This is a genomic window from Phascolarctobacterium sp. (assembly GCF_045124115.1).
GTDB lineage: Bacteria > Bacillota > Negativicutes > Acidaminococcales > Acidaminococcaceae > Phascolarctobacterium_A.
Map to the genome: position 1 here is coordinate 46,114 of NZ_JBGVLF010000015.1, position 6,827 is coordinate 52,940.

The window sequence follows — 6,827 nt, forward strand, 5'->3', positions numbered from 1 at the left end:
TGAAAATTTCAAAACGGTGCACTTTAATGTTACACATTTATCAGTAATCAACCATTTTTCGAGTTTTTATTATTAAAACGCTCGTAAGGATCGATAGCCATGAGCCCGCTATACACGGTCCGCAGGTCCGTAATATCACCTTTGCTGATGATATACTTCTCCAACTTGCGTTTAACGCGCTGCAAGGCGTTATCGATGGATTTGATGTGTCTGTTGAGGTCCACAGCAATTTCCTGATAGGATTTGCCGTCTAAGTAGCTCATCAGCACCTTCCACTCCAGATCACTGAGAATATTATTCATTTTATTTTCGATATCGCTGAACTCTTCCCTGCTGATCACCATATCCTCGGGATTAGCTACACGTACGCCGCTGATTACATCCAGCAAAGTACGATCGCTGTCTTCCTCGTAAATAGGTTTATTAAGGGAAACATAAGAATTCAACGGAATATGCTTTTGGCGTGTTGCCGTCTTAATGGCGGTAATGATTTGCCGAGTTACGCATAGCTCTGCAAAAGCGCGGAAGGAAGCCTGTTTATCACTGCGGAAGTCACGAATAGCCTTATACAGACCAATCATGCCTTCTTGGATAATATCCTCCCTCTCAGCACCAATCAAAAAATAGCTGCGTGCCTTGGCTCTAACAAAGTTTCTGTATTTATGCAGCAAATACTCCTGCGCCAGCACATTATCATGGAGCTGGGCCTCGGAAACGATTTCCTCATCGGTCATTTGCTCAAAAACCATATAAGGATCGTTTTTTCTTGCGGTATCTGTGGTCATCAATACATTTCCTCCGTGTGGGTTAAAAAATAACGATACTTTTCTATTATAGCCTGTATGGCATCTGCCGTCAACTTTTCTGCCGGCGTAATTTTTCCAGATGCGCCAACACCTGTCCGTCTATCCTCCCGCCCACTTCGTTACGGTTAAGGCTGCGGTTGGGAATACGCAAACGCTCAGCAATCTGCTGCTTCGCCTTGCGATAGTCTTCCCTAAACTCACGGGCGCTGATACGGTAGGCGCCTGCACCTAAAATATTAATCTGCTCCGCATAGTCGCTGGTGACAACGAAAACTTTAGCACGCTTCTCGCGCCCCAGTTCATAGGCTCTGCGTTCAATCCAAGAATCCGCTGTTTCGCCTTCGTTGGTGTAGACAACATCAATGCCATGAACCTTTTCTACAGCAGCAGCACCCTGTACTTCCTGAGCATCAAAAACCACCGTAGCGCGATAGCCTTTAAAAGCGGCATATTCCGCTACGCCTGCTACAAGAAGCTCGCGGCAATGCTCCAAACTGGTCTGGCGCAGTTGGGCAAATTCCTTCCAGGCGTTAATAACATTGTAACCGTCTATAATCAGGTATTCGCCCATAAGTCACCTCGTTTAGAAAAGGTGGCGCTGCCGCACCACTTCGTACATCAAAACAGCACCTGCATTGGAAGCATTCAAAGAGTTTACGCCGCCATTCATGGGAATGCTGACGATATCATCACATTTTTGCTTAACTAGGCGGCCAATGCCCTTGCCTTCAGCACCGATGACTAAGACAATGGGGCCTGTCATATTGGCAGCATAAAAATCTACGCCGTCCATATCGGCACCAATAATCCAGCAACCGCGTGCTTTCAGTTCTTCCATAGTTTGGGCGATATTGCCAATCTGCACCACGGGCACATATTCCACTGCCCCTGCAGAAATTTTAGCAACTACCGCGTTTAACGGACAGCTACGACGACGAGGCATCAACACACCATGTACGCCGGCAGCATCAGCAGTACGGATTAACGCGCCTACATTCTGGGGATCCTGCAGCTCGTCTAAAAGCAGCAGGAAGGGAGCTTCGTTCTTAGCGGCAGCTTTAGCAAAAACATCATCCAAAGTTTGGAAGGCGATGGGCGCTGCCAAAGCAGCTACGCCTTGATGGCGGATACCCGGTGCCATTTTATCCAGCTTTTCTGCCTTTACAGTTTCTACAGGCACGCCCTTGGCTTTCGCCAACGCCAAAAGTTCACCTAGACTGCCGCCACGGGCGCCTTCCTGTACTACAATCTTATTAATGGAACGATTGCCGCGCAAGGCTTCGGAAACAGCATTGCGACCGGCAATAATGTCGGTATTTGCCATCATCGTCCCTCCTTATTCAGCAGCCTGCGCTTTAGCCTTCGCTGCCAAAATAGCATTAATACGTCCGCAGGACATAGCGCCTTCATGGCACACGCCTTCGGAAACGCAGGTAGGGCCTGCATTCTCAAAAATTACAGGAGCTACTTCTTTACATTGGCGCAGCATTTCGTTAGCCAAAGCACGGATTTCCCATTGGGCACGGGCGCAGCAGCGCAGGCTGAAGAAGTTCAGCAGGCTGCGGGCATTAAAAGTGCACACGATCTTGGTTTCCGTAGCGTTAGGCAGAATGTAGCGGGCATCCTCTGCAGGAATACCTGCCTCCGTAAATTCGTTATACAAGTCTTGGATTTGCGCCATTAAAGCATCGTATTTTGCCTTAGCTTCCGGATTTTTGCCAATGGAAGCAGGCAGAATAGTTTCAAAGGCGTGCTCCTTAACATAACGTTGGGATTGCTGGGAATAGGAGGCAATGCGGTGACGCACCAATTGGTGTGTCAAGACGCGGGATACGCCTTCAATGGCAAAAGTGAAGGTTACATGCTCCAAAGTAGAAAAATGCCCCATGCTTACCAATTTGCGCACCAAAGTAGCTGCCTGCTCGTCGCTAATGCGTTCTTCCAATTGGGCTGCGCCAATAGGAGAATAGCACAGGCGGGCGCTCATAGCCACTGTACGCTCAGGCTCCGGCGTATGGCGGACTAATTTTACCTGCATTGTCATTTTCCTGCCTCCTTTTTCGCATTCATTTTTTCCGTAATAATATCAAAGGATTTATCCATAAATTCTTCCAAGCGTGCTTCCCGTTCTTCCAGGAACAAGTAGCCCAACAGTGCTTCGAATGCTGTAGCCATACGGTATTCATGGACGGAAGCGCTTTTAGGCACCATGGACTTGGCATTACGGCCGCGGCGGAAAATCGCCTGCTCGTCCTCGCTTAAAGATGCTTCCAATTCCTGCATAGCTTGGCATTGGTACACAGCCGATACCATGCGGCTGCCTAAATCATGGACGATGCGCACATGACTGGATAAAGGCAGTAGGCGCAGACGGATATACATGGAAAAAACCACGTCCCCAATATACGCCAAAAGAATGGGATTGATTTGCTTGGTAGGCGGAAAATCTACGCCGGCGCCTTTGCAGGCAGCCAGCGTATGTTCCTTTAACATTTGATATTGTGCAAATTTCATTATTGTTTAGACCACTTTACGCCTTGGGGAGTATCCTGCAGCACAATGCCGATTGCAGTCAACTTGTTGCGCAGTTCGTCTGCCAATGCGTAGTTTTTAGCCTTACGTGCATCTTGACGCATGGAAATCAGCAGTTCAACCAGTGCTTCTTCCTTGCTGTCGCCTGCTTCTGCAGGAGCTGCAGCAACAGTTTTTTCCAATACACCGATAATAGAAGCCATTTCTGCAAAAACAGCAGCCATCATCGCAACCAGTTTGCCGTCCGGTTTGCTCTTAGCATCGGTTACAGCTTTATGGTAGATGTTGATTTCTTTAGCAAGTGCAAACCAGTGGCTGATAGCCAAAGCGGTGTTAAAGTCATCGCGCATTGCTTCCATAAAGGCTTCGCGCAGTTCGCTAACTTTAGCACGCAATGCCAAGCTTTCTTCGGTAGGACCTGCGTTCATCATTGCTTCCAATTCGCCCAAGGTTTCTTGTGCTTGACGCAAACGACCCAAGCTCTTTTGTGCTTCAGTCAGACGGGCATCGCTAAAGTCCAAGGGGCTACGGTAATGGGTGGAAACGATGAAGAAACGCAGAGTTTCCGGATCATAATGCTCCAGAATATCGATAACCATAAAGAAGTTGCCCAGAGATTTGGACATTTTTTCTTCGTTTACAGTGATGAAGCCATTGTGCAGCCAGTAGTGTACAAAGGGATGGCAACCGGTGCAGCCTTCAGATTGGGCAATTTCGTTCTCATGATGGGGGAAGATCAAATCGCTACCGCCGCCATGGAAATCGAAGGTTTTGCCCAGATACTTCATGCTCATGGTAGAACATTCAATGTGCCAGCCGGGACGACCATTGCCCCAAGGGCTCTTCCAAGAAGGTTCGCCGGGTTTAGCAGATTTCCACAAAGCAAAGTCCATAGGATTGCGTTTGCGGTCATCAACGTCTACACGAGCGCCTGCCAACATATCTTCCAGATTACGGCCGGACAGTTCGCCATAGTGCTCAAATTTTTCTACACTGTAGTAAACGTCGCCATCAATAACGTAAGCATAGCCATTATCGATCAAAGTTTGTACGGTACCGATAATATCCTCGATATGCTCGGATACGCGGGGATATACATGAGCACGGCGCACATTTAATTTATCCATTACTTCAAAGTAGGAATCAATATAACGGTTGCAGATGTTGAACCATTCTACGCCTTCTTTGTTAGCAGTATTGATAATCTTGTCATCAACGTCGGTAAAGTTCTGCACATGGGTTACATCATAGCCTTCATGTTCCAGAAAACGACGGATTACGTCCCAGGTTACAAAAGGACGGGCATTGCCCACATGGGGATGGTTGTAAGGAGTTACGCCGCATACATAGATATTGGCTTTGCCGGGAGTAATAGGCACAAACTCTTCTTTCTTTTTAGTAAGGGTGTTATAAACTACAATAGCCATTTTCTAGCTCCTTTACTACTATTACAGGGTTACACCTGCTTTTGCCATGGATGCACGTACACGTTTAGCAGTACGTTCTACGCCCAGCAGCGGAATCATTGCTGCCAGTTCGGGACCATGTTGGTTACCGGTGAGGGCAACACGAATGGGCATGAATACGTCCTTGCCTTTCAGCTTGGTACCCTTTTGGATTGCTTTGAAGAGTGCTTTAACAGCAGCATTGTCCAGATTTTCAATCTTGGGCAGTTCTTCCAACAGCATATTGATAACGGTAGGAACAGTTTCAGCTTTCAGTACTGCTTCTGCTTCCTCGTTTTCAAAGTCAAATTCATCATTGAAGTACATTTCTACACAAGCAGGAATTTGCGCAGCGTAGGAAACGTGTTCTTGAGCGGTAGCAACTACACGGTGCAGCCATTCCAGCTTTTCGCCGGTTTCTTCGCCGGTCATATAGCCTGCAGCAACCATGTGGGGAACTGCTGCTTGGAAGAATTCTTCTGCGCTCAGTTGACGCATATAGTGTTGGTTAATCCAGTTCAGCTTATCGATATCGAAAACTGCAGGGTTTTTAGCAACACGGTCCATGGAGAAGGCTTGAATCAGCTCTTCCATGCTGAAGATTTCTTGCTCGCTGTTAGGAGCCCAGCCCAACAGTGCCAGGAAGTTGTTGATGCCTGCAGGCAGATAGCCCAGTTGACGATATTGGTCAACGCTGGTTGCACCATGGCGTTTGCTCATCTTGGTATGGTCTTTGCCCAAAATCAAGGAGATATGGCCAAAGGTAGGTTTCTTGAAGCCCAGTGCATCATAGATCAGGCATTGGCGCGGGGTGTTGGACAGATGTTCCTCTGCGCGGATAACGTGGGTAATATGCATTAAAGCATCGTCGATTACAACTGCATAGTTGTAGGTGGGGATGCCGTCGGATTTTACGATTACGAAGTCACCGATATTGTTGGAATCAAAAACAACATCGCCACGTACCATGTCGTGGATCAGAATTTGTTGATCTGCAGGTACACGGAAACGAACGGTGGGTTTGCGGCCTTCTGCTTCAAATTGAGCGATTTGCTCCGGAGTCAGGTTACGGCATTTACCCATGTAGCGAGGCATTTTGCCTTCTTTAATCAGGGATTGGCGTTCTTCCTCCAGTTCTTCGTCAGTGCAGTAGCAGTAGTATGCTTTGCCTTCTGCCAGCAGTTGGTCGGTGTACTTTTTGTACAGATCCAGACGTTCCATTTGATGGTAGGGACCATATTCGCCGCCTACATCAACGCCTTCATCCCAGTCCATACCCAGCCACTTCAAAGCAGCCTTGATGTTTTCTTCGGATTCCGGGGTGGAACGCTCGCGGTCAGTATCCTCAATGCGCAGAATCAGCTTGCCACCGGTTTTACGAGCCAGCAACCAGTTGAACAGGGCGCTACGTGCGCCACCAATATGGAACGGGCCGGTCGGGCTCGGCGCAAATCTTACTCTAACTTGTTCATTACACATGTATTTTATACCTCCATTTTTAACTCCCCCAAAGTGCTTTTTCTACTTACTGCGGGAGCATTTATTTGCTAATCTGTCAATTTATTATTATAACATAGCTTTAGGCCTTATGCCACCTTACACACCAAAATTTATGATATTATTAGACCCACACCTTAATCTCTACAATTAATACAACCATGTTCTTTTATCAGTCCACGTTAGAATTAATATGTGCAAAATAAAAGAGACTGGGACAAAACCAGTCATCGTTACCATATTCCAAGACGAATCATTGCGATTTTAGCTCATAAGTGCTTAGAATCACTGAAGTGAAGCGAACCGAACAGCAAATTGTTTTGCGAACAAGATCGGCCGCGAATCTTCGTTGTGATTCTGCACGAAATGAGCGTTAAGAAATCGCACGTGAGTCGGAATATGGTAACATGGCTATATATGTCCCAGCCTCCAAAAATTTAAAACTTAATCAAAGAAGCCACTGCCTCTGCAGCAATGCCTTCCCCACGTCCGGTAAAGCCCAGCTTCTCCGTCGTAGTAGCCTTTACATTTACTGCGTCCTCATCAA

General features: G+C 47.2%; 8 protein-coding genes. All 8 read right to left on the reverse strand.

Features of this window, described 5'->3' with window-relative positions:
- Positions 1-47: 47 nt before the first annotated feature.
- Entirely contained in the window at positions 48-785 is a 738-nt protein-coding gene (gene sigH / locus ACJMM4_RS02065; protein ID WP_405382864.1) for an RNA polymerase sporulation sigma factor SigH, read from the reverse strand.
- Between the two features lie 70 nt (positions 786-855).
- Positions 856-1,377, reverse strand: coding sequence for an NYN domain-containing protein (locus ACJMM4_RS02070; RefSeq protein WP_405382866.1), 522 nt, complete (start codon positions 1,375-1,377; stop codon positions 856-858).
- Positions 1,378-1,389: 12 nt separating this feature from the next.
- Positions 1,390-2,133, reverse strand: coding sequence for a 23S rRNA (guanosine(2251)-2'-O)-methyltransferase RlmB (gene rlmB / locus ACJMM4_RS02075; protein ID WP_405379222.1), 744 nt, complete (start codon positions 2,131-2,133; stop codon positions 1,390-1,392).
- A 9-nt stretch (positions 2,134-2,142) separates the two neighbouring features.
- Positions 2,143-2,844 carry an FAD-dependent thymidylate synthase gene (gene thyX, locus ACJMM4_RS02080; RefSeq protein WP_405379247.1) on the reverse strand — a complete coding sequence of 234 codons (702 nt, stop codon included), beginning with the start codon at positions 2,842-2,844 and terminating at the stop codon, positions 2,143-2,145.
- A gap of 2 nt (positions 2,845-2,846) precedes the next feature.
- Positions 2,847-3,320, reverse strand: coding sequence for a Mini-ribonuclease 3 (locus tag ACJMM4_RS02085; protein WP_405382868.1), 474 nt, complete (start codon positions 3,318-3,320; stop codon positions 2,847-2,849).
- A complete protein-coding gene (gene cysS / locus ACJMM4_RS02090; protein ID WP_405382870.1) occupies positions 3,320-4,765 on the reverse strand; it encodes a cysteine--tRNA ligase in 1,446 nt (481 codons plus the stop codon). Before cysS ends, ACJMM4_RS02085 begins: the two co-directional genes overlap by 1 nt.
- Positions 4,766-4,786: 21 nt before the next feature.
- Positions 4,787-6,262, reverse strand: coding sequence for a glutamate--tRNA ligase (gltX, locus tag ACJMM4_RS02095; protein WP_405382872.1), 1,476 nt, complete (start codon positions 6,260-6,262; stop codon positions 4,787-4,789).
- A 455-nt stretch (positions 6,263-6,717) separates the two neighbouring features.
- A partial coding sequence (locus ACJMM4_RS02100) for a 2-C-methyl-D-erythritol 2,4-cyclodiphosphate synthase (protein WP_405382874.1) occupies positions 6,718-6,827 on the reverse strand: 110 nt, incomplete at its 5' end.

Bases quoted from the DNA above. Each gene is read 5' to 3' on its own strand.
- gltX (WP_405382872.1), bottom strand. From the start codon at position 6,262: ATGTGTAATGAACAAGTTAGAGTAAGATTTGCGCCGAGCCCGACCGGC.
- rlmB (WP_405379222.1), bottom strand. From the start codon at position 2,133: ATGATGGCAAATACCGACATTATTGCCGGTCGCAATGCTGTTTCCGAA.
- ACJMM4_RS02070 (WP_405382866.1), bottom strand. From the start codon at position 1,377: ATGGGCGAATACCTGATTATAGACGGTTACAATGTTATTAACGCCTGG.
- cysS (WP_405382870.1), bottom strand. From the start codon at position 4,765: ATGGCTATTGTAGTTTATAACACCCTTACTAAAAAGAAAGAAGAGTTT.
- ACJMM4_RS02085 (WP_405382868.1), bottom strand. From the start codon at position 3,320: ATGAAATTTGCACAATATCAAATGTTAAAGGAACATACGCTGGCTGCC.
- sigH (WP_405382864.1), bottom strand. From the start codon at position 785: ATGACCACAGATACCGCAAGAAAAAACGATCCTTATATGGTTTTTGAG.
- thyX (WP_405379247.1), bottom strand. From the start codon at position 2,844: ATGCAGGTAAAATTAGTCCGCCATACGCCGGAGCCTGAGCGTACAGTG.